A 21,395-nucleotide genomic window follows, 5' to 3' on the forward strand; every position below is an offset into this window, starting at 1 on the left:
AAAAAATTTCGTTGGCAATGTACCGAGGAAGTGCGGAGAGTGCAACAATTATGCAAAAGCTCTCCCTCTGAGTTCCCCACTCCTTCTCAGACCCGGGTTCTATTCACCTTCTCCTTCGACCTGCTCCCAAATCGGCCCGGCAGCAGTGTCATGGATGGTCACGCCCTTACGCAGCAGCTCCTCCCGGGCAGAATCAGCAGCGGTCCAATCCTTGAGCTGCCGGGCCCGCTCACGCTGGCGGATGAGCCGGTCGATCTCCGGGGTCAGGGGGCAATGCTCCAAACGGAGCACGCCGAGCACCGCATTGACCATTCTGAGCGCTTCCAGCACATCATTTTTCTGATCGCGATCCAACTGCTGGGCTTGGACCACGGGGTTGGTCTGTTTGATGAAGTTAAACAACGCACCAATGGCACCGGAAATGTTGAGGTCATCGTGCATCGCCTCGTTGAACCGTTTCTCCAATTCGCTCACATAGGTGGCCACCTCGGGATGGGGCAGGCCGGCGGGCAGGCACAGAAGCTTACGCGTAAACTCGTCGATCCGTCGGAGTGCCGTCCGGGCCGCATCCAAGCGCTTGAAGGAAAACAGCATGGGTTTGCGGTAATGGACTCCCAACAGCATGAATCGCAGTTCCCGGCCACTGTAGCCTTTGGCCAGCACATCGCGCAAGGTGACAATATTACCGGTATCACCGGCCATTTTTCGGCCATCCTTGAGCAGTTGACCGGAGTGCATCCAGTAGTTGGCCAAGGGTTTACCGGTAAGCGCCTCAGCAATGGCGATCTCGTTTTCATGGTGCGGAAAAACCAGATCCTGGCTGGCGGTATGAATATCGAGAGTTTCGCCGAGATACTTGGTCGACATCGCCGAACACTCGATATGCCAGCCGGGCCGAATATTGCCCCAGTCGGTCTCGTAAAAAAGGCCTTTTTTTAGCTCTGCCAGAGTCGAACGCTTGAGCAGGGTGAAATCACGGGGATTATCCTTCTCGTAGTTGTCGAGGTCCACGGTCTGCCCGAGCTTTATCTTGCTCAGATCGATACCGGATAGCCGCCCATATTTTTTGAATTTGGAGATATCGAAATAGATCGAGCCCAATTTTTCGTAGGCATAGCCTTTATGAATCAGGTCGTGGGCGATTTCGATCATGTCACCGACATGTTCGGAGGCGAGCGGATAGCTGGCGGCCTTCTCCACATTGAGGATCTCAACGGCCTCCATGAACTCGTCGATGTATCGACCGGTAAAGGTGCGCAGATCGGCGTTGGCCTCGATGGCCCCGGTAATGGTGTTGTCGTCGAGATCGGTGAAATTCATATACAATTCAACAGCATAACCGCAACACCGGAGAGAGCGGTTGATGAGATCGGCAACGATGAACCGGCGGCAGTGGGCAATGTTGGGCGACTCAGCGGCTGTGGGCCCGCAGGCATAGAGGGTTACCCTATCGTCGCGGATCGGTTGAAAGACCTCTTTTTTGCGAGTCATGGTGTTGAACAGCCGCAGTTGTGAGGTCTCTTCCTGGACTTTTTCCTTCTGGGCAAACAGGGTGGTGCTCAGGTAGCGCTCACCGCCGTCGGGCAGGATGACGACTATACAGCCTTCCTCGATTTCCCCCGCCCGCTCAATGGCGGCAAACATGGCCGCACCACTGCTCATGCCTGCAAAAATCCCTTCCTCAGCGGCCAGGCGACGGACGGTATTGAAGGCGTCCTCGTCGGCCACGTTGACGATCGAATGGGGCAGGGCCTTATCGAAGATGCCCGGCTTGTAAGACTCCTTCATGTTCTTCAGGCCCTGAATCTTGTGGCCGAGATAGGGCTCCACCGCAATCACCCGCACCTCCGGGTGGTGGTCGCGGAACCATCTGGACAGCCCCATGGCTGTACCCGAGGTCCCCAGGGTGACGATAATGTCGGAGACCCGGCCGCCGGTCTGCTCCCAGATCTCCGGCGCCGTGCTTTTGTAATGCGCCTGCCAATTAGCAGGATTATTAAACTGATCGGCAAGAAAATAGCGATCCGGATGTTCGCGGGCCAAGGCATAGGCTTTTTCGATGGCCCCGTCGGTGGCACGCTTGGCCGGGGTAAGAATAATTTCGGCGCCGTAGGCCTGCATGATTAGCCGCCGCTCAATCGAAGCCGATTCTGGCATAATCAGCTGACAACTGTACTGCTTGGCCGCGCAGACCATGGCCATACCTATACCGGTATTGCCGCTGGTGGCTTCAAGGAGGATTTTGTCGTGGGTCAGCTCGCCGCTCTTCTCACCGGCTTCGACCATGGAAAGAGCGACCCGGTCCTTGATCGAACCACCCGGATTGCGGGACTCAAGTTTGCCCAGTAGCTGGACCTTGTCGGCGGCGGGATTCAGCCGGCCCAGCTCCACCAGTGGGGTATTGCCTATCAATTCAACGAGTTTCATACTGTCCGAAGGAATTTCAATGGATCAAAGCGATATATGCGGCAAGCAACATAGCCTATTTCCGGGCAAAGCGCAAAATAAGCCCCCGGCCGGGATGAAATTTGTCAGGGATCGGATTTGAGGAAAAGAGAAGAGCAGGGAAAGGAACCAAGGCAGCGGGCACCTGGAGCAGGCGGTAGACCTGCTCTCATTTACTCAGAGTGAGCGGCAAAAGTCCGCCAAAGTCGCTGTAACGCCTCCCGACACTCCTGGTTGGCAATGCTCTGGGTCAACCGGCAAAACGATTGTTCCTGCTCGCCGTTGATAGCATGAGGCGGGGCAAGGAACCGCTCCGGTGGCGGTGGAGGGAGGGCTTGCAGCTGCCAGCGGATGTCGGAAAGAGGCTGCTCAGCCAGATCCCGGTTGATCCGAGCGAGCAGATCGACCTTGATAAACTGGAGATGGTGCATCCAGGCGGAATCCTGAACATGGATCCACAGGGTCTCCCGACGAAAGAAGGCAGGTGTGGTCAGCCGGGCGACCTCGACGCCGACAATCGCCGGCCAGTCCTGTGCAAGACGGAACAACCGCCACTGGTTGGTCCACTTTTTTGTGGAATAAACCCCGGAGAATAAATTTCCGAGCGCGATCAAATCGCCTTTCTTATAGTCCGATTTTACTTCCATTCTCACAATCACCAGCCATTTCCTCTTGCTCCCCTTGCCTCTTCTCAACCATGCTTTTCCCAATCAAGTGGGATCTTATCCGATTCGCAGTGATCCCGCATGGCAAAATCATTGCCGCCCATCCTGCCGAAAGCCCCCCTCAAATTCGCGTAACGCAGGGTTGCATTCCCCGCATGTAGGCAGCAGCCGGAATCGGGGAGTGGAGTATCTCATTCAGGCCCGCATAGTGGACGGCTATCGCCCCGGAGTCTCCACTGCAGTCGAGGAAATTACACCGGAGAGACAGGTCTGTGGTGTGCGTGAAAATCGGATACCCCCTGCCCCTCTGGCTGTCGAGAGCAGCCATCCATTGAGCGTGGGATGGAAAAAACCGATACACTCCATAGTCTGGACAACTCGGGCTCCTCTTCAAAACAGCCAAGCACTGGCAGAAATAGGAAAGCGAACATCGTTTTCCCCAGAGTGACCGAGAATTCTGCTGAGAGCGGGCACTGGGGAAATTTTCTTCAAGGCGGTACAACTTCCAGAGGGCTTCTTCCCCTCTTTGGACTCAACCCCTTCCACATCATAAGCATACTTCTATTACCAACGATCATCGTGCCAATAATGCCGGCGATAATGTGGGCGGCGGTATTCATTGTAGTACTCCGGAGGAGGCCCATGGTGGCGGTACCATCCCCTCGGAGAAGGCGGAGGCCTCCGATCCCATCGGTCCGCGTCGTAATAATCTGGCGGAGGCCGATAGTGTACAAGCCGGGGGTAATAGTCAACCGGCGCGTACACTCCCCCGAGGTCGAACCCGACATGCACACTCGTGCCAGCTTGGGCTGTGTCGACTTGGCTGGCCATTGTCATCAGGGCAAGTATCATGAGGCTGCTAACAACGAGCATTTTACTTTTCATTTTCGTTCTCCTTTATAAGAAATTAATGTGGCCGGTTATTACCTTCAACAACCTTCCTCCAACTTTTTCTTCGCCGCACGCAGACGCACCCAGTCGTCGGACTGCAAATTTTTTCTCTCAGGGCACTGCAGAATCACCCTGCCGCCGTTCGCCGACAACACCTGGCAGGTGCTCTCTTTTGCCGGTGATTCCAGGGTGACCAGCAGTGTCAACAGAAGCATCAAACCGAGAACTTCTTTGCTGTTCATCGAACATTTCTCCTTTTCCATGGCGAGTCAGGACAATCTTTATCTTTCGCCTCCACTGTAGGCGTTTTTTTTGAGAACGTCAGTGGACATCGGGCGGTTTGGCACCCGGCACCGGGCCATGTCGGGTCCATGTCGAGTGCGACATAATATTGATATTCTGTCTATACAGCCTTAATTCCCGATCAATCGTAGAAAAGTTCCAGCCAAGGCCAACATTGGAAATCTTGTCTGGTAGGAAGGAAATACTGCCTCGAAATACCCGCACCTTTTGCGGATCCAGCCGGTTATGGACTTCCCCGAAAAGGGAGGAATGTGGTAAGGGGAATACAACGATCAAGGAGGCTTACTTTTAAACCATCCATCGGGAGCAAAAGCGGTGAACACCCAGCAGCAGGATCGATTCATCTACATTATCGGCGAACACCAAAACGGCATCATCCCCGAAAGTCCGGAAGTCCTTGCCTTCACCAGGGAAAACATGCGACAGATAGCTACCGATGAACTGGCCTTGGTGATTGCCAATGTATTTGCCAAGGGACAATACTTTCCCGGCCCCGATGGCGCCCTAACCTCGATCATCCACGAATTTATCGGCAGGTCGGACCGCTACAGCCGGGCGAAATCCAAGATAAAAAAAGGCCGCTGCACCCTGATCTCCGCCTTTAAACGCCTGGATGGCGAAATATCGGTCAAAGTGACCGCCATCATTCCCGTACAACCCGGCGCCTTGAACATGGAGCAACCCGAAAGTTTCCACGACCTGCTGATAGCATCGCTCCCTGAATTTCAGGAGGCCTTGACTGAAGAAGCCTATGCCTCCGACTCCAAAATTATCGCCATCATCAAGGAAGCAACCTTGCACCACATTCACGGGAAACTGCAGTGATTATTCCGGCCGCTCTCCTATTCCAACGCCCTGCAACATCGCGCCGCGTTGCCCTCCCTGAAAAACACGGCTCCTTTGAGTGGCACTCTGACGGGTTCGTGCTTACCATCGCCAGTACAAAACGCCCGCTACCTAAGAGAATCCCTACGTGAACACTGACATGGAAAACAAACAAAAATTTAATGTAATCTTCGCTATTTTCGCCATCTTCGGCATCCTCATCATTCACGAAATCTGGGTCGAACAGCAAACCATCACCGCAGTACCCTATAGCCAGCTGGAAACCCTGCTGCAGGAGGGCAAGGTGGCGGAACTATCGATCCGAGAAAAGTATATTGCGGGCGAATTGAAGGAACCCGAGAACGGCAAGAAGATCATCGTCGCCAACCGGGTTGATCCCAGCCTGGCCGAGCACCTCTCCAAATACAACGTGCCCTATACCCAGATATACGAAAGCAAATTCGTAGCGACGCTGCTCTCCTGGTTCGTTCCGGCCCTGATATTTTTTGGGATCTGGATGCTGATCTTGCGTAAATTCGGTGACAAACAGGGCCTGGGTGGTGGCTTCATGAACATCGGCAAGTCCAAGGCCAAGGTCTACGTGGAGCACCAGACCGGTGTCACCTTCGATGATGTCGCGGGGGTGGAGGAAAGCAAGGCGGAGTTGCAGGAGATCGTCGATTTCCTCAAGGCACCCGACGATTACGGCAAATTAGGCGCGCGGATGCCAAAAGGCGTGCTGCTGGTGGGCCCCCCGGGCACGGGAAAAACACTGCTGGCGAGGGCGGTTGCCGGTGAGGCCGGAGTGCCCTTTTTCTCGATCAGCGGCTCGGAATTTGTCGAGATGTTTGTCGGCGTAGGCGCGGCCCGGGTGCGCGATCTGTTTGAGCAGGCCCGAAAATCGGCTCCGGCGATTATCTTTATCGACGAGTTGGACGCACTGGGCCGAGCCCGATCCGCCGCTGGCCTGGGCGGCAACGATGAGCGGGAGCAGACGCTCAATCAGTTGCTCGTGGAGCTGGATGGGTTTGACGTCTCAAGCGGCCTGGTGCTGCTGGCCGCCACCAACCGGCCGGAGGTGCTTGATCCCGCCTTGCTCCGCGCCGGACGCTTTGACCGGCAGGTTCTGGTCGACCGGCCGGACAAACTGGGCCGCATCGCCATCCTCAAGGTCCACATGAAAAAAATCCAGATGAGCACCGATGTTGACGCCAGTCAGGTCGCCGATCTGACCACCGGTTTTTCCGGGGCCGATCTGGCCAATCTGGTCAACGAGGCGGCCCTGTTGGCCACCAGGCGGCAGGCCGCGGATGTCTGCATGGTCGATTTCACCCAAGCCATTGAGCGGATCATCGCCGGCCTGGAGAAAAAAAACCGGCTACTGAACCCCAGGGAGCGGGAGATTGTCGCATACCATGAGATCGGCCACGCCTTGACATCCCTGGCTTTGCCCGGCACCGATTCGGTCTACAAAATATCCATCATTCCTCGGGGAATCGGCGCACTGGGATATACCCTGCAACGGCCTACCGAGGATCGTTTCCTCATGACCAAGGAGGAATTGGAGCACAAGATTGCGGTCCTTCTGGGTGGGCGGGCAGCAGAAAAGCTCATATTCAACCACTTGTCCACCGGCGCTGCTGACGATATCGCCAGGGCCACGGACATTGCCCGCAACATGGTCACCCGTTACGGGATGGATCCGGCTATCGGCTTTGTCGTCTACGAAGAAAACCAGCAGACCTTTCTCGGCCAACAACAAGGCCACGGCATCAACGGCTGCCAGATCAGCGACAGCACGGCCCACCAGATCGACGCCTCAGTGCGCAAGATCATTGATGACACCTTTGCCGTGTCCTACCGGATCATGGAAAACAACCGGACGGTTCTGGAACGATGCGCTAAGCTATTACTCGAAAAGGAAACGCTGCTCGAAAAGGAATTGGTCGAACTGACCGGAGATTTGCAGCGATAAGACAAAAAGGGCCGGAAGGTTTTGCTCCTTCCGGCTCCGCAGTTCTGCATAAAAAACGACGGTTACGAGGCTGCGGATTGCGGCAGAAAAGGACGCAGGTCCTGCTCGTAACGGGTGAGCACCCGGAAACCGTTTGCCTCCAAGGCGCCGATCGCCTTTTCCCCCTCCGCCCTGGCCACCCGAATCACCAGATGGGAGATGTCGGGACACCCCTGAACCGGCCAGCAAAAAAAGCTCTGGATATTGACGCCTTCCTGCTTGAGGATGGAGGTTACCTCGGCTAAACGCCCAATACGGTCATCAACCAGAACCCCGAGACGCACACTCTCTTCGTTTATGCCAATGGCCTGCAGAAGCACGGCCATGACATCGGTGCTGGTGACGATGCCGACCAGGTTGTCACCCACCATGACCGGTAGCGAGCTGATGTTGTGGGCTTGCATGATGGAGGCAGCTCGTTCGATGGTGGTTTCCGGGGTCACGGTCATCACCGTCTTGACCATCATCATACTCACCTCCACCTTCTGCAGGAGGTAGTGCAGTTCATGGGTGCTAAGCGAAGTGGCCGGCGAGGCCCAGTTTTGCTTCAAGTCGCGATCCGAGACGATGCCAACCAGTTTTCCTTTTTTATTGACGACCAGCAAATGGTCAATTTTGTGCGTATCGATACACTCACGGGCCTCGACCAAGGTGGTTTCCGGCGACACGGTGACCAGGTTGGTGTGCATGATTTGGCCGATATACATGGGTTCCTCCCTGCTTCAGGAATAGATCAACTGTCGTCCGCGCTGCTGTTTGTTCTCACCTCAAGATCCCGCCGCTGCGGGGATGATGGCAGTGCCTCATTCCTGGCCTCTATTCCTTACCGTCCGCTAAAGGCGAAGGGACAAAGACCTGCGATTTTTTGTTCCAGGCATACCTGCCGGCCATCCACAACTCCTCAATGGCCGTAAAATTGACCAAATTTTCGCCGGGAAGAGAGTAGGTTTCATAGGCCTTGCGGATCTCGCTGTCGCTGATGACGTAATCCTTGTCGCTGTCGGCCCAGTGGTAGGGGGCGACAACAACCCGCTCCGACCCGCCGATAGCATCGCCAGCACTCTGCCCCTCCCGGGAGATGAGATCCCCGGAAATCCTAATTTCTTCTTCAGCCCGCAGCTTTTTCCCCGGTTCCACCAGGTAAAGAAAAGCTGCCTTGCCATTGGTGAGCTTGCCGATCCATCGTGGATTCTTGCCGAATTGCTTGGGCGGTCCATCGGCGGAAGCCCCGATAGCCCCACAGTCACCCTGCAGTTCCTCCCGGATCAGCAGGGTATTCATTGTCTCTATCTCGCCTGTTACCTGAACGAGCACGGGGAAAGGGCTATTGGGGGCGGTGTGGGTGGGCATGATCCGGACGGCATTGATGCCGGATCGATTCACTAATAGCACGATCGCCACAAGGGCGGTAACGGTCAGGAGACCTCCGCAGGTCGCAATCACATTTCGACGGTGCAAACCAAAATACCGAAAAATGCCGGTCGGTACAGGAGGAGACGATTCGTCGGCCATAACCTGCTCAACGTTTTCCGGCACGTCGGGAACCGCACCCTGCCCCTCATTCTCCAACAATTCATCGAGAGAGACCTCCAGGGCCTCGGCCAGCTTTCTGGCATTGTCCAGCTTGATCGAAGGATAACGGCGATTTTCCCATCGGGAGATGGTATCAGTGGTAACGCCCACGACCGTTGCCAGATACAACTGGGTCAATCCCTTCTGCTCCCTGACCAACCTAATTTTATTGCCGTTGATGTCAACGCTGCTGCTGTTGTTCATGCAAATATATTTACCACTGGATGAAAGAGAAGCAAAACACACTGCCTCATTTTTTCGGAACAAAGATTGTGACGGGCCCGCACAGCAGCAGGAATGCATCCTGCTCCCTGCTTCTCCGGTTCCCCTTGCTCCAAATTGGCGCATTATAAGCGAAGCGGCGGATGAAAGCTACCCGCAGCACCAGGAAACTCTCTTGGCTGCCGGAAACACGAAAGGCCGCCTCCTTTTTCAGGAAACGACCTTCTCCTTGCCACGCATCCCGGTAACAAAAAAGGGCATTCCCGTAAGGAATACCCTTTGACCAACAAGGTTAACCTATTCGGTTAATCAATATCTGCTCAGATAGTTGTCCAACTCCCAATCAGTTACCGCCATGCGGAAAGTATCCCACTCTTTTTCCTTGCCTTCAATATATTTGCCCAAGATATGGGGTCCCAAGGCGTCCTTGGCGATCGGATTAGCCTTGAGCTCCTGAATGGCCTCATACAGATTTGCCGGCAGGCTGGCTATTCCGGCTTCCTCTTTCTCGGCAGCAGTCATTTCGAAGATGTCGACATTGACCGAATCCGGTACCGGCAGGTTGTTTTTAACGCCGTCCAGACCGGAATTGAGCATCATGGCAAAGGCCAGATAGGGGTTGCAGGTGGGATCCGGGCAACGCACCTCGGTCCGGGTACCCAGACCGCGAGAGGCTGGGATACGGATGAGGGCGGAACGGTTGGAGGCAGACCAGGCCACATAGACCGGAGCCTCGTAACCGGCGACCAGACGCTTGTAGGAGTTGACCAGCGGATTGGTAATCCCGGCGAACCCCTTGGCGTGCTTCATGATGCCGGCGATGTATTTATAGGCTACCTCGCTCAACTGCAGCGGCCCTTTCTCATCGAAAAAGGCGTTGGTGCCATCGAGGTTGAACAGGGACTGGTTGGTGTGCATGCCGGAACCGTTGATACCGAACACGGGTTTGGGCATGAAGGTGGCGTGCAGACCGAACTCGGCAGCGATCGAACGGACAACCCACTTAAAGGTGACGGTGTTGTCGGCGGCGGTCAGGGCGTCGGCATATTTGAAGTTGATCTCGTGCTGCCCCTCGGCAACTTCATGGTGCGAGGCCTCGATCTCAAAGCCCATGGCCTCAAGGGTCTGGATGATCTTGCGGCGGCAATCGATCCCGGAGTCGTCCGGCTCGACATCGAAATACCCGGTGACGTCGTCGGTGATGGTGGTCGGTAATCCATCCTCGTCACGCCGGAACAGGAAAAATTCGCACTCGGTGCCGACGTTCATGGTATAGCCCATGGCCTTGGCATCGGCCAGGATGCGCTTGAGATTGTTGCGGGGGCAACCGACAAAGGGGGTGCCGTCCGGCTTGTAGACGTCGCAGATGATACGGGCAGCGTTGTTCCCATCTTTTTCGCGCCAAGGCAGGACAACAAAAGTGTCGTAATCCGGTTTGAGATACATGTCGGACTCGTTGATGCGGACAAATCCCTCAATGGAAGAGCCGTCAAACATGATCTTGCCGTCGAGCGCTTTTTCAATCTGGCTGCGCGGCATGGCGATATTCTTCATCGCTCCGAAAATATCGACAAACTGCAGGCGGAAGAAATTCACATTCTTCCCTTTGATGATTTTCATTATTTCATCACGGGTCATAACGCATCTCCTTATTCTTTTTGGATTCTGATTACCAACAAACTTCAGCCAGGGTCAGCAGACGCTGAGGGGATCGGCTGGGTTTGCGGTGCTCCATAAGCCAACCGGTCAACCATGGGCATTCAGATGAAACCGGCAACTGCAACGATAACAAAATTGTCGTTCTCGCGGCGATATGCGAACGACGTTTTTAAATATGGAAAAGATCCATCCACGAACATAATCAGCAGATACAGTACGAGAGTTGCGCCAGCAGGTCAACCACCAATAGGGGAGTTGGGGTGTGGTTCGCAGTCTGGTCTCGGCTTTCGCGCTGGAAGGAATGGAGCCGGCGAATTCGGCTGCGTTGGCCTCAAGCGAGCTTTGACTGACGAGAGGAGGATGCGCTTACGTCTCGCGCGAAAAAAAAGGCCGCCCCCTGTCGGGAGCGGCCTTGAACGCTTTGGCGATGAAACCGGGATCAGCGGATAAACAGCATCTCCTGGTAGGAGGGCAGCGGCCACAGATCGTCAGCCACCACGGACTCCAGGGTGTCGGCGTAGCCGCGCACCGCCAGCATAGCGGGAAGCACCTTGTCGCACATGTACTTAGCGTGGGTCAGGGTGTCGCCGCCTTCGTGGGCCAGGAGCTTCTCCAGCTTATCCACCTCGGACTGCATGGCACGCAACTTGTCTGTGACATCCTCAAGGGTAGCCATCGTAAAGTCGTGACCGATGGCCTTGAGGCTGGCGCAGGTCTCGGCCAGCTGGCCCTGGTAGCGCATGGCCGCAGGGAAGATCACGGTGCGGGCCATGCGAATCACCAGGTTGGCCTCGGTGGTGATCGTCTTGACGTACTGCTCCAGGTAAATCTCCTGGCGGCTCTTCAGTTCGGCCTCGGAGAGGACGCCATACTTGGTGAAAAGGGCCACCACATCCTTGCTGGTGAGCACCGGCAGGGCCTCGGGGGTGGTTTTCAGGTTAGGCAGTCCGCGCTTGGCCGCTTCTTTATGCCAGGCTTCGGAGTAGCCGTCGCCATTGAAGATCACGGCGTCGTGCTCTTGCATGATCTTCTGGAGCAGCTTCTGCACGCCTTCGTTGAACTGGGTCTTGTTTACTTTGCCCAACTTCTCCAGTTCGGTTGCCACGTAATCAAGCGATTCCGCCATCATCGTGTTCAGGGCCACCTGGGCGCCGGCGATGGAGTGCGAGGAGCCCACGGCGCGGAACTCGAAGCGGTTGCCGGTGAAGGCAAAGGGGCTGGTGCGGTTGCGGTCGCCCGGATCCATTGGCAGCGGCGGCAGAGTATCGACGCCGATGTTCATGACGCCCTTCGTTTTGGACCCTTTGACCTCGCCCTTCTTGATCTGCTCGAACACGTCAGACAACTGCTCGCCCAGGTAGGCGCTCATGATGGCCGGCGGGGCCTCGTTGGCGCCCAGGCGGTGGTCGTTAGAGGCGGAAGCCACGGTGGCGCGCAGCAGGGCGCCGTGCTTGTGCAGGGCGCGGAGGGCGGCGGCACAGAACACCAGGAACTGGGCATTGGAGTGGGGGGTGTCGCCCGGATCAAACAGGCAGCCCAACTCTGCGTTGCCTAAGGAGTAGTTGAGGTGCTTGCCCGAACCGTTGATGCCGGAGAAGGGCTTCTCATGCAGCAGGCAGATCATGCCGTAGCGCTTGGCCACGGTGCGCAGGGTGGTCATGACCAGTTGGTTGTGGTCGGTGGCCAAATTGCCGGCCTCGTAGATGGGGGCAATTTCGAACTGGCCGGGGGCCACTTCGTTGTGGCGAGTCTTGACTGGCACACCCAGCTTGAAGAGCTCATGCTCGACTTCCATCATGAAGGAGAGCACGCGGCGGGGGATCACGCCGAAGTACTGGTCCTCGAACTCCTGGCCCTTGGCGGAAGGAGCGCCGAAGAGGGTGCGGCCGGCGATGAGCAGGTCAGGACGGGAGAACACGAAATTACGGTCGACCAGGAAATATTCCTGCTCAGGGCCGGCGTAGGAGCCCACGGGGAGCTTGGTGTTGACGCCGAAGAGACTCAGCACACGCTTGGCTTGCTTGTTCAGGGCCTGGAGGGAGCGCAGTAGCGGCGTCTTCTTGTCCAGGGCCTCTCCGGTCCAAGAGACAAAGGCGGTGGGGATGCAAAGGAAGGTCCCGTTGGGATTAGCCAGAAGGTAGGCCGGGCTGGTGACGTCCCAAGCGGTATAACCGCGGGCTTCGAAGGTGACGCGCAGTCCGCCGGAGGGGAAGCTGGAGGCGTCGGGCTCTCCCTGGATGAGCATCTTGCCGGAGAACTCGGCCATGGCGCCGCCGTCGCCGTCGGGAACGAGGAAAGCGTCGTGCTTTTCGGCGGTGAGGCCGGTTAGGGGGTAGAAGACATGGGTGAAGTGGGTAGCGCCCTTCTCGATAGCCCAGTCCTTCATGGCGTTGGCGACCACATCGGCAAGGGAGGCATCCAATTTCTCGCCGAAGTCGATGGTTTTCTTCAACGACTTGTAGACATGCTTGGGCAGACGTTCCTTCATGATCTTGTCACTGAAGACGTTGGATCCAAACACGTCGGTGGGTTTTGTTTCGCTGAAATTCAGGGGGGCATGGGATGGCTGGTAGTTGATGATTGCCGAAATGGCGTTCAGACGGGCCTCGATTCCACTCATAGTGCACGCTCCATAAAGGGTTAAAGATGATAATTTCTACAGCTCGGAAGTTAGTGTGTGAATTGATAAAAAAACCCGGCCGTTGCCGGATACGGTTGCTCCTACAGGTGGCGCGGAAGGCCTGCGGTTTCGGGTTCCGCCTCCGCCGCACCGATGATGTGCATGAGGGTCATGCGCACCTTGGCTATTACACTGGGATCAGACAATTTTTCTCCTGCCTGGGTTTTTACATAAAAAACATCAATCAGCTGCTCGACTTCGGTGGCAATACGTGCCCGGTGAATGGTTAAACCGAAATCGGCCAAAGTCTGGGTCAATTGGTAGAGGGTGCCCCGGCTGTCGCCGCCATAGACCTCGACAAGGGTGTAGTGCTGCGAGATCTGGTTATCGACAATGACCTTTCGTTCCAACTGCTGCACCAGTCGGGTGCCGCCATAATTCTGGGGCTGGGTTCGTTCGTGGAGCTGATAGCCAACATCGAGGCGATAGTTGACCGCCAGATTCATATCCCGCTCCACCGCCGGCCAATCCATTTCCTCAAAACTCCGCGTGAAAGCCGGGGTAACCTCGAGGGTGTCGACCACCGTACCGTCCGGCCAGGTGAAGATCTGTGCCGACAAAACCGTCAGATTGTGCAGGGCAAGCACACCGCAAAATTTCGCCAGCAAGCCGACCTTGTCCGGCCCCATGATCAACAGCGGCCAGGACCGCCCGCCCGGTTCCGGAAAGAGCAAAACCTGCTGTTTGAGGCGGGCCGCCTTGTCCGTGTGCACTCGCAGATGCTGCAGCACGGCCTCCAGACTGAAACTCAGAAGATAGTCGGCGGGCAGACTGTGGATATCTATCCGGGTCGGCTGCCCGTCCAGATAAGCTAAAATTTGATCCCGCAGCCAGCGGACCCCCTGCTCGTCCCCATCCGGTTCGCCCCCAGCGACATGACAGTTGCCGCCGAGACAGGCCTTGATGCTCAGATATAACTCTGACAGCAGGCTGGCTTTCCAGTCCGACCAGGCAGATGGCCCCGTTGCCTTGGAATCGGCGATGGTCAGCAGGTATAACATGGTCAGGCGCCCAGCATCGCCAATCAGTTCCGCTGCCTGCCGGATAAATTCACGGTCGCTGAAATCGCGCCGCATCGCATTTTCCGGCAAATACAGGTGGTAGCGAATAAGAAATTGCAGTGCCTCGCAAGACTCCTCCGACAGTTGCAAACGGCGGCCGATGGTGGCGACCATTTCCGCCCCGAGCACCGAATGGTCGGCCCGCTTGCCCTTACCGATGTCATGGAGCAGTGCGGCCAAATAGAGGACTTCAATCTCCTTGATCTCGGCAAACAACTCCGGGCTGCTCTTTCGCAGGGAACCTAACTCGGCCACGGCCTGTAACTGGTGCCGGTCGACCGTATAGAGATGATACAAATCATGCTGCGCCAGTGATTCCACCCCGGCGAATTCAGGGATGTAACGCGTCAGCAACCCCGTTGACAGCATAGTTTCCAGGACCGGAAAAATGGTGTCGACCTGGGTCAGCAATTCCAAAAAGACCCTGGCCACCCTTTTTGAAGAGCGGAAACGATCATCCACCAGGGATAAATGACTGGCCACGATCTGCCGGGTGCGGTGATGGAGGGACAAGCCTACTCGCCCAGCCTGGAGAAACAGCCGCATCAGAAGAAGGGGCCGTTCCGCCAACTCTTCCAGTGAGGTCAACCGCACGGTGCCGCCGCGGATAACAATGGAGCGCTCCAGTTGTTGTTCCACCGCTGAGCCGCTGGTCAAGCCCAAGACCTCGTGCACATGCTCAAAGAACAAATCCGTGACCATGGAAACCGTCTGCAGATGGGTATAGACATCGCGCATAAAGTGCTCGACCCCCAGTAGGCCGCCCTTGTCCCGGTAATCAAAGGCCGAAGCGGTCTCCTGCTGAAACTCGAAGATCAGGTGATCGTTTTTCCGGCGGCAGAGCAGGTGCAGCCGGTTTCGGATCTTGATCAACATGGACCAGGCATCCTCAAAGGCCCTACGGTTGGCGGCTTCCAGCATGCCTGAAGACTGAACGGCATCCAAATCCTGCAGGCCGAAAACCCCCTTGGCGACCCAGCACATAGCCTGGATGTCGCGTAGCCCCCCTTTTCCTTCCTTAATATGGGGTTCCAGCAGATAGGTGTGGCTGCCATATTTCTGCCAGCGCTCCAACTTAAAGGCATCCATAGTCCGGACAAACTCATGGCGGCGGCCGTCAACAACCTTTTTGGTGTACCGCGTTCGCAAGTCGTTGAAGAGTGCCGGGGAACCGGCAATCAAGCGGGCATCCAGCAGAGCCACCTGAAAATGAAAATCATCCAAGGCAAACTGCACCGCATCCTTGACACCGCGGACACTCTGCCCCACCTCGAACCCTTCATCCCACAGCGGGTAGAGCAGGGCCTCCGCCACTGCCTGCATCGACTTTTTCGAGCGCCAGTCGTGCAGCAGCAACAGATCGATATCCGAATAGGGATAGAACTCACGCCGGCCATATCCACCCAAGGCAATGACCGCGATGGAACCGCGCGCTTTGTGCACCGCCGGAGCGTTGTTAAACCGGTCAGCGATGAATTCGTCGACCAGCGCGGCTGAACGGTGCAATATTTCCTGGCCGCTGAGTCCCTGCCGCCATGCATCGACCAGTGCTTCCTGTTGCTGTCGCAACGTCGATGGCATTAAACGGCCTCGCTGCCCGTCTCCCCGGTCCGGACCCGAACAACCCTTTCCACCGGTAAGACGAAAATCTTGCCGTCACCGATTTTACCGGTTCTCGCCACAGAAAGGATGGTCTCAATCACCTGATCGACTTGTTCATCCTGGACAATGATATCAAGTCTAATTTTCGGTATAAAATCGACCACATATTCAGCACCTCGGTAGATTTCCGTATGCCCTTTCTGCCGCCCGTAACCCTTAACCTCGGAGACAGTCATCCCTTTGATGCCGATCCCGTTCAAAGCATCCTTCACTTCATCAAGCTTAAAGGGTTTGATGATAGCCTCTATTTTTTTCATGGCTCACTCCTCACATACGTCTCGTTCGATCCGGACCGTTGATTACCAGGCAGACTTTCGCCTTTAATTGTAAGCTGTTTCCGAATGTTCGGTATAGTCGAGGCCCTGGTGTTCGGCCTCTTCGGTGATCCGCAGTCCCATAACCATATGCACGCCCTTGAGGATAATCCAACTGACGACAAAAGCATAGCCACAGACCACCCCGACACCAATAAGCTGAGCCCACAACTGGGCACCGCTTCCGGCCAACAAACCATCCACCCCGTTCGGATTTGCGGCCTTGGAGGCGAAAACTCCGAGCAAAAGGGTGCCGGTAACCCCACCCACCCCATGAATGCCGACCACATCGAGAGAATCGTCGAACTTATATTTACTTTTCAAGTTGACGGCCAGATAACAGACAACTCCCGCGATCAACCCTATAAAAATAGCGGCGTTCGGTCCAACAAAACCTGCGGCCGGTGTAATGGTGGCCAGGCCTGAAATGGCTCCGGAAGCCGCTCCCAGAGTGGTGGGCTTACCCAATTTAATCCATTCCATCACCGTCCACATGGCCATCCCCGACATTCCGGCAAGATGGGTAGCCACAAAAGCCGTGGCCGCCACCTCATTGGCCGCCAAAGCACTGCCGCCGTTGAAGCCGAACCAGCCGAACCAGAGCAAACCGGTGCCCAGCATGGTCATAGGCAGATTGTGCGGCATGAAATTGGTCTGCCCGTATCCCTTGCGTGGCCCGATAACTATTACCGAAGCCAGGGCGGCAGCCCCGCAGGTGGCATGCACTACCAGCCCACCGGCAAAATCGAGCACCCCCAGTTTAGCGAGCCAACCGCCGCTGCCCCAGATCCAGTGGCAGACCGGATTATAAACACAGATGGCCCAGAGCAGGCTGAACACGACAAAGGCGGGAAAGCGCACCCGCTCAGCAAAGGCCCCGGCTATCAGAGCTGGGGTGATCACGGCAAACATGCACTGGTAGATCATGAACACAGAGTGAGGAATGGTGGTCGCATAGGTGGCGCTCGGGGCAGTCCCCACCCCTTTCAGGGCCAGCCAGGATAAATCACCGATAAGACCATTCATATCAGGGCCAAAGGACAGGGAGTATCCGACGTAGACCCACTCCAGCGAAACGAGCGAGATCAAAATCAGACTCTGCATAATGGTGCCCAGCGCATTCTTGCTCCGCACCATGCCGGCATAAAAGAGGGCCAAGCCGGGCGTCATCAACAACACCAACCCCGCCGCCGCCAGAATAAATGCCGTGTCCGCACCGTTAATCATTTCCACCCTCTTGGTATAAACAAATTTGTAAATTAAAATTCACTTAGCCTAACAAAGAAGGGGCAAGTATTCCTTCCCAAACCTCTCAACAATTGCCGAGAGGTCTTAAATAAAATCCTACTTTCAAAGTAGTTAACAACCGAAGCACACGCATACCCATCTTAAGCTAACGGTCCTCGATCACTACCCGCGCCAGCAACCCGACGAATCCCGAGGGGGCACGCGCCATCGCAAACACCTTTTTTACAAAAACCGGGCCAGTATTCATACATAACGACAAATCATTCAAATAACGAAACAATATTAAAAAATTAGAGGAATCAAATTTGGGAAATTATACATTTTTGAAAATTACAGATGGCTAAAGAACAAAAATGTCGGCCCAACTATTTGCTGGATCCCCAATTTGACAAACGGAAATCCGGGAGGTACACTTTTTTCGTGAGGTGTTATAATTAAAGGCGACAAAGACATCTTTCACCATACAGCAAACGCATTACGCCGATAGCAGCACACAAGATCGCGAATGGTTGTGAAACACGCAAGGGATCCCCATATATTGCACATAGGAACAAGAATGACCACAGAACGCAGACGATATATTCGCCCGGAATCACTTAATTTGCTTGATTACCTTATTGTAGACGAGCAAGGGCGGCCAAGTGAATATTCCATGGCTCGAACCTTGAATGTGAGCAAGGGTGGGATATTAATGGAGACGCACATACCGCTGCCCAAGGGGCAACAGGTGATGATAACTTTAGGACTCAAGGAACAACTTATTGATGTGATGGGAAGGATTGTTTACACATCCAGCTCATCTGGCCGGCACGAAAACGGCATTGAATTCTTTCATGTCTCCGACAACGACAAACGCGTGCTCGATAATTATGTTGCCGCTTTTCATAAGCTGCATGCCGGAGACATTGCCCATTACCCTATGTCGACCATCCACAGGGACCACCCGTAAAAGGTGATGCCCTGTCCTTTACCCCGAGCTCGTCACTCAGGAGCTCGGCCATATTCGTCATCAAATCTGACTATATCATCCTCGCCGAGATAACTGCCGATCTGCACCTCGATAAGCTCAAGAGGAATCACTCCGGGGTTTTCCAGGCGGTGTACCGTGCAGCTCGGGATATAGGTTGCCTCGTCTTCCTTGAGCAGAATAGTTTGCTCGCCATTCTGCACCTTGGCAGTTCCGGAAACAACTACCCAGTGTTCATGCCGATGGTGATGCATTTGCAGCGATAATCGCGCCCCTGGATTAACTGTAATCCGTTTGATCTGGAAACGTTCCTGCATTTCCAAGGTGGTATAACTCCCCCAAGGCCGGAAGACCGTGCGATGCACGTGGTACTCGCCCCGTTTGTCTTTTTTCAGCTTATCGACGATCTTTTTAACATCCTGGGATCGATTCATGGGCGCCACCAGCACGGCATCGGCGGTTTCAATCACCATGGTATCGTGCAGACCTATCGCCGCCACCAGGGTATGCTCGGCGCGGATCAATGAATTGTGGACATCCTCAAGCAAGACATCACCGCGCACCGCGTTTCCCTGCCCGTCCTTTTCACTGACCTCCCAGAGCGCCAGCCAAGAACCGATGTCGTTCCAGCCGAGATCGGCCTCGACCACAGCCGCCCTCGATGTCTTTTCCATGAGGGCATAATCTATGGAGTCCGAAGGGCAAGTGGCCATGGCCTCACTCCCCAATCGAAAAAACAGACCGTCCACTTTACCCGTGCCGACGGACTCGGCCATGCACTCGACAATGGCAGGTGCGTGGACCTGCAGCTCCGCCAGGAGGGTGTCGGCCGTGAAGGCGAACATGCCGCTGTTCCAGAGATAGTTGCCGCTGGCAAGATAGCGCTCGGCGGTGGCCAGATCGGGTTTTTCCACAAAACTCTCGACCGTGCCGCCTTGTCCCTTGGCAATATACCCGTACCCCGTTTCCGGATGATCGGGCACAATGCCGAAAGTGACGATCTGCCCCTGTTGCGCAAGCAGCACTGCCTCGCGGACTGCCTGTGCAAACTCCTCCGCCTTGACGATCAGGTGATCGGCGGGCAGCACCAGAAGCACATCCCCGCCCCGGCCCAGATTGCTCACATAGGCAGCCGCCCCGCAAATGGCGGGCGCGGTGTTTCTACCGCACGGTTCCAGCAGAATGCAAAAATCACGAAACAGGTCGAGTTCTTCCACCTGGGTTTTGGCCAAAAATCGGTGCTCCTCACCCACCACGATAATGGGCGGCAAAGCATCCTCGAGCGCAGCGACCCGTTGCACCGTGGTCTGCAGCAGCGACAATTCGCCGGTCAGACTGATCACCTGCTTGGGATAGAGTTCCCGTGAAAGCGGCCAGAGCCGGGAACCGGTGCCACCCGCCAAAATAATCGGTTGAATTGCCATCAGCGCACCTCAAGTATTCGTCCTGTTAATAAAATCTGTTGTTTCGGGTTATGACCGGATCAACTGCAACAGCTCGTCGGTTTTCCGCTGTAAAAGCACTTGGTCGCCACGGGTTTCGACATTGAGCCGCAACACCGGTTCGGTATTTGATTTTCGCAGGTTGAAACGGTAGTCAGGATATTCGATAGAAATACCGTCGGTCGTGTCCCGTGCGCCATTTGCATACAGCCGTTCTATTTCGGCGATAACCGCGTCGGGATCCCGCACCTTTGAGTTGATCTCGCCGCTCACCGGGTAGGCAGCCATGCGTTCGTCGCAAAGCGTTGACAACTTGGCACCTGAAAGGCTCATCAGCCGGCAGACCAGCAACCAGGGCAGCATACCCGAGTCACAGTAGCCAAAATCGCGAAAATAATGATGGGCTGACATTTCGCCGCCATACACCGCATCTAAAGCCCGCATATTTTCCTTGATAAAGGCGTGACCGGTCCGGGTCAGGACCGGTTTGCCCCCCGCCGACACAACCATTTCCCGGGTGTTCCAGACCAGGCGGGGATCGTGCAGAATAGTCGCGCCGGGATACTGCCGGAGCATGGCGGTCGCCAGCAAGCCGACAATATAATACCCCTCGATGAATCGGCCGGTTTCGTCATAAAGGAAACAACGGTCAAAATCGCCATCCCAGGCAATGCCAAGATCGGCGCCGTGCTCACGAACAGCACGGGCTGTGGTCTCCCGTTTTTCCGGGAGCAGGGGATTGGGAACACCATTGGGAAAATGGCCGTCGGGCTCATGATGCAAACGGATGAACTCAAACGGCAGATGGGGTGCCAGCTGATCAACGATCGGGCCGGCACAGCCGTTGCCGGCGTTAACCACCAGCTTCATTGGCCGCATCACCCGGCAATCAACGGTGGCCAGGAGATGGTCAATGTAGGCTTTCTTGTCAGCAGCTTGCGTGCAAGTGCCCCTTCTCGGTGCAACGTGGCCCATCACGGACTGCACCCACCCCGCATCTCCGGCCATTCGGGCTATCTCGACAAGCCCGCTATCGCTGGAAACCGGTCGGGCCTCGCGCTGGACGATTTTCATACCGTTATATTCGGCCGGGTTATGGCTGGCGGTAATCATAATGCCGCCCTCCACGCCAGCAGCAGCTCCACTGAACACCGCATGATAGACCTCCTCTGTTCCGCAGAGGCCAATATCGATGACATCAACACCTTGCACCAGCAGGCCAGCGATGATTGTCTCGGCAATGATGGGGCTGGTTAACCGCATATCCCGGCCCACGACCATCGTATGAACATCGCAGAACCGGGCAAAGGCCAAGGCTATCCGCAGGGCGATGTGCTCGTCGAATTCATCGGGAATTTTGCCGCGCACATCGTAGGCGGTGAAACAGGAAAACGGAATGCTCATAGTCAGTGGTGTATGGTTGTG

At 55.7% G+C, this 21,395-nt stretch carries 15 protein-coding genes; 3 read left to right on the plus strand and 12 right to left on the minus strand.

The genetic code is table 11. From position 1 onward, the window contains the following. Positions 1 to 99: 99 nt before the first annotated feature. From cysS to ACHZCX_RS08370, 3 genes are all read right to left on the minus strand, one after another. Positions 100 to 2,427, minus strand: coding sequence for a cysteine--tRNA ligase (gene cysS / locus ACHZCX_RS08360; protein ID WP_319586774.1), 2,328 nt, complete (start codon positions 2,425 to 2,427; stop codon positions 100 to 102). Between the two features lie 191 nt (positions 2,428 to 2,618). Continuing rightward, complete coding sequence (locus ACHZCX_RS08365; RefSeq protein WP_319586775.1) at positions 2,619 to 3,092, minus strand: DUF721 domain-containing protein; 474 nt, start codon at positions 3,090 to 3,092, stop codon at positions 2,619 to 2,621. Positions 3,093 to 4,039: 947 nt separating this feature from the next. Next, positions 4,040 to 4,243 (minus strand): hypothetical protein, encoded by a 204-nt coding sequence (locus tag ACHZCX_RS08370; protein WP_319586776.1) that lies wholly within the window; start codon positions 4,241 to 4,243, stop codon positions 4,040 to 4,042. Between the two features lie 376 nt (positions 4,244 to 4,619). Between ACHZCX_RS08370 and ACHZCX_RS08375 the strand changes: the two genes are divergently transcribed. Further along, positions 4,620 to 5,129 carry a hypothetical protein gene (locus tag ACHZCX_RS08375; RefSeq protein ID WP_319586777.1) on the plus strand — a complete coding sequence of 170 codons (510 nt, stop codon included), beginning with the start codon at positions 4,620 to 4,622 and terminating at the stop codon, positions 5,127 to 5,129. A 160-nt stretch (positions 5,130 to 5,289) separates the two neighbouring features. Beyond that, the gene (ftsH, locus tag ACHZCX_RS08380) at positions 5,290 to 7,104 is read left to right on the plus strand and encodes an ATP-dependent zinc metalloprotease FtsH (RefSeq protein ID WP_319586778.1); all 1,815 of its coding nucleotides are present in this window, start codon (positions 5,290 to 5,292) and stop codon (positions 7,102 to 7,104) included. A gap of 62 nt (positions 7,105 to 7,166) precedes the next feature. Here ftsH and ACHZCX_RS08385 read toward each other — a convergent pair whose 3' ends face one another. The 7 genes from ACHZCX_RS08385 to ACHZCX_RS08415 form a co-directional block, all read right to left on the minus strand. Then, complete coding sequence (locus tag ACHZCX_RS08385) at positions 7,167 to 7,850, minus strand: CBS and ACT domain-containing protein (protein ID WP_319586779.1); 684 nt, start codon at positions 7,848 to 7,850, stop codon at positions 7,167 to 7,169. A gap of 109 nt (positions 7,851 to 7,959) precedes the next feature. Further along, the gene (locus ACHZCX_RS08390) at positions 7,960 to 8,919 is read right to left on the minus strand and encodes a helix-turn-helix transcriptional regulator (RefSeq protein WP_319586780.1); all 960 of its coding nucleotides are present in this window, start codon (positions 8,917 to 8,919) and stop codon (positions 7,960 to 7,962) included. A 327-nt stretch (positions 8,920 to 9,246) separates the two neighbouring features. Next, entirely contained in the window at positions 9,247 to 10,575 is a 1,329-nt protein-coding gene (locus ACHZCX_RS08395; protein ID WP_319586781.1) for a glutamine synthetase family protein, read from the minus strand. Between the two features lie 460 nt (positions 10,576 to 11,035). Next, positions 11,036 to 13,216, minus strand: coding sequence for a glutamine synthetase III (locus tag ACHZCX_RS08400; RefSeq protein WP_319586782.1), 2,181 nt, complete (start codon positions 13,214 to 13,216; stop codon positions 11,036 to 11,038). 101 nt (positions 13,217 to 13,317) lie between these two features. Further along, positions 13,318 to 15,918 carry a [protein-PII] uridylyltransferase gene (gene glnD / locus ACHZCX_RS08405; protein WP_319586783.1) on the minus strand — a complete coding sequence of 867 codons (2,601 nt, stop codon included), beginning with the start codon at positions 15,916 to 15,918 and terminating at the stop codon, positions 13,318 to 13,320. Then, positions 15,918 to 16,256, minus strand: coding sequence for a P-II family nitrogen regulator (locus tag ACHZCX_RS08410; RefSeq protein ID WP_319586784.1), 339 nt, complete (start codon positions 16,254 to 16,256; stop codon positions 15,918 to 15,920). Before ACHZCX_RS08410 ends, glnD begins: the two co-directional genes overlap by 1 nt. 63 nt (positions 16,257 to 16,319) lie before the next feature. After that, positions 16,320 to 17,540 carry an ammonium transporter gene (locus ACHZCX_RS08415; RefSeq protein WP_319586785.1) on the minus strand — a complete coding sequence of 407 codons (1,221 nt, stop codon included), beginning with the start codon at positions 17,538 to 17,540 and terminating at the stop codon, positions 16,320 to 16,322. A 577-nt stretch (positions 17,541 to 18,117) separates the two neighbouring features. On the opposite strand from ACHZCX_RS08415, the gene ACHZCX_RS08420 reads away from it, so the two are divergent. Then, a complete protein-coding gene (locus ACHZCX_RS08420; protein ID WP_319586786.1) occupies positions 18,118 to 18,510 on the plus strand; it encodes a PilZ domain-containing protein in 393 nt (130 codons plus the stop codon). 32 nt (positions 18,511 to 18,542) lie between these two features. Here ACHZCX_RS08420 and ACHZCX_RS08425 read toward each other — a convergent pair whose 3' ends face one another. After that, positions 18,543 to 19,952, minus strand: coding sequence for a mannose-1-phosphate guanylyltransferase/mannose-6-phosphate isomerase (locus ACHZCX_RS08425; protein ID WP_319586787.1), 1,410 nt, complete (start codon positions 19,950 to 19,952; stop codon positions 18,543 to 18,545). A 48-nt stretch (positions 19,953 to 20,000) separates the two neighbouring features. Continuing rightward, on the minus strand, positions 20,001 to 21,374 hold the full coding sequence (locus tag ACHZCX_RS08430; RefSeq protein ID WP_394708815.1) for a phosphomannomutase: 1,374 nt from the start codon (positions 21,372 to 21,374) through the stop codon (positions 20,001 to 20,003). Positions 21,375 to 21,395: the final 21 nt, after the last annotated feature.

It is taken from the genome of uncultured Desulfobulbus sp. (genome assembly GCF_963662935.2).
In the GTDB taxonomy this organism is placed as follows: domain Bacteria; phylum Desulfobacterota; class Desulfobulbia; order Desulfobulbales; family Desulfobulbaceae; genus Desulfobulbus.